General features: G+C 45.9%; 2 protein-coding genes. One reads left to right on the forward strand and one right to left on the reverse strand.

The annotated features are described in order from the left end of the window. Positions 1-2,326 (reverse strand): HEAT repeat domain-containing protein (locus ACP6PM_RS23530; protein ID WP_426588937.1); only part of this gene is annotated, 2,326 nt, incomplete at its 3' end. Between ACP6PM_RS23530 and ACP6PM_RS23535 the strand changes: the two genes are divergently transcribed. Beyond that, positions 2,303-2,505, forward strand: a 203-nt coding sequence (locus tag ACP6PM_RS23535) for a hypothetical protein (RefSeq protein WP_426588939.1), incomplete at its 3' end; no start/stop codon positions are given. The two genes, ACP6PM_RS23530 and ACP6PM_RS23535, sit on opposite strands and share 24 nt — an antisense overlap.

The raw sequence follows: 2,505 nt of genomic DNA on the forward strand, positions 1-2,505 counted from the left end.
AAATTAATTCCGGAACCACAGTTTCAGAACCTATTTTACCTAGAGCTTCTGCTGCAGAACTACATACAACAGAATCTGAGTCTTTTAGGAGTGAAATTAATTCCGGAACCACAGTTTCAGAACCTATTTTACCTAGAGCTTCTGCTGCCTTTTCACGCATATTAAAGTCTGAGTCTTTTAGGAGTGAAATTAATTCTGGAACCACAGTTTCAGAACCTATTTTATCTAGAGCTTCTGCTGCCTTTTCACGCACATCAAAGTCTGAGTCTTTCAGGAGTGAAATTAATTCCGGAACCACAGGTTCAGAACCTATTTTACCTAGAGCTTCTGCTGCACGACTACGAACATCAGAGTCTGAATCTTCTAGAAGCTGAATTAATCCTGGAATTGCAGTTTCCGAACTTATTGCAACCAGAACTTTTGATGCACTCACACGCACATAAGACTCTGAGTGCTTTAGGAGTGGAATTAATCCCGGAATCATAGTTTCCGAACCTATTTCAACCAGAGCTTCTACTGCGATCCTGCGTAAATAAAAGTCTAAGTCCTCTAGAAGCTGAATTAATCCCGGAATCGCAGTTTCTGAGCCTGTTTTTCCCAGAGCTTTTGCTGCACTCCCACAAACCTCAGTATCTGAATCTTCTAGAAGTTGAATTAATCCTGGAATCGCAGTTTCAGCACCTATTTTACCCATAGCTTCTGCTGCACGACTACGCACATCAGAGTCTGAATCTTCTAGAAGTTGAATTAATCCTGGAATCGCAGTTTCTGAGCCTATTTTACCCATAGCTTCCGCTGCACGACTACGTACATCAGAGTCTGAATCTTCTAGAAGCTGAATTAATCCCGGAATCGCAGTTTCTGAGCCTATCTCAATCAGAGATTCTGCTGCACTTCTGCGGACATAAGAGTCCGAATCTTCTAACATTTGAATTAATCTCAGAATCACAGTTTCCGATTTTTCGAGAACTAAACCTATTTCACCTAGAGCTTCTACTGCATTCCAACGCACATAAGAGTCTGAGTATTCTAGAAGTGGGATTAATTCTGGAATCACAGTTTCCGAACCTATTTTAGCCAGAGCTTCTGCTGCATTCCAGCACACATAAGAGTCTGAGTATTCTAGAAGTGGGATTAATCCTGGAATCGCAGCTTCTGAACTGCTATGCTCATCAGAGTCTGAGTTTTTTCGGATAATTAACGCCTCAATCGCAGTTTCCGAACCGATTTTCCCCAGAGCTTCTGCTGCACGACTACGCACATAAGAGTCTGAGTCTTCTAGAGATTGAATCAACTTCTTAACTGGAGTTTCCGAACCGATTTTCCCCAGAGCTTCTGCTGCACGAATGCGCACATCAGAGTCATAGTCTTCTAGGAGTCGAATTAATCTCTCAATCGCAGCATCCGACTTTGTTAACCCCGCCAAATAAACCTTAACCAACACAGGCAACTCCAAACCCTCAACCTCCACAAACGCCAACTCCTGAAAACTCCCTTGCACCTCTCCCACCAACCTCGCCCCCAAAAACCAATCTACCTCTAACGCCAACCTTACCACCCGCACCGCCAACGCTTCATCCTCCACTAACCCCAACATCAACGCCACAACTTCCGTCCACTTCAAATAATTCAAATATTCCCACTGCAACTCATAATCACTCAAACCAGACGACTGCCACAACAACCTTTCCGCCGTATAATACTCCTGCAACAATTGATGGCGAAACGAAATCTGACCATCATCTCCCACCTGAATCAAATGATGCTCCAATAAATCCTCCAACCAACGCATCGCACAGTCAGTCGGAGCTACCACCTCCCCTCGCAAAAACTCCGTCAACACCTCCTCAGCTTTTTGGCGAGAAATAGCAACCATAATCTCAGTTTTCGACTCCCCATTCGTCATCACCCACGCCAACTCCTGCAATAACCTATCCCACCAACGTCGAGAACTTTCATCAACCGGAACATCTTGCTTCAGACGACTACGATAACTCTGAGTAAAACTCCGAAACACCAACCCCAAATTTGCAGGTATTACCTTGTTATAACCAAACACCGAACACAACATCAACAAAAACATCGGAGTTTCCCCCAACTCCCGCAACCTCCCCTGCAACTGCTGCCATAAATTTTCACCATGCTCAGGCAAATAAGCACTGACAAACTCCCGCATTTGAGATTCTGTCAGAGGCAGCATTTCCAACCTTTTCTCAATCCCCAAATCTCCCCCCAGACTCAAATCTCGCGTCGTAAACACCATGGCAGTGTTGGGGTAGTCTTGCCGAAACATTCTCACCTGTTGTCGTGCCGCTTCCGATGCCATCTCGTTAAACCCATCGAAGAGGAGCAAAAGGGGAGTGTAGGGAGTGTGGGAGGTGTGGGAGGTGTGGGAAGTGTGGGAAGTGTGGGAGGTGTGGGAGGTGTGGGGGGTGTGGGGAGTGTGGGGTGTGTGGGGAGTGTGGGGAGTGTGGGGAGTGTGGGAGGTGTGGGAGGTGTGGGGAG

Origin of the sequence: Dapis brunnea BLCC-M229 (genome assembly GCF_050015995.1) — a bacterium.
GTDB lineage: Bacteria > Cyanobacteriota > Cyanobacteriia > Cyanobacteriales > Microcoleaceae > Trichodesmium.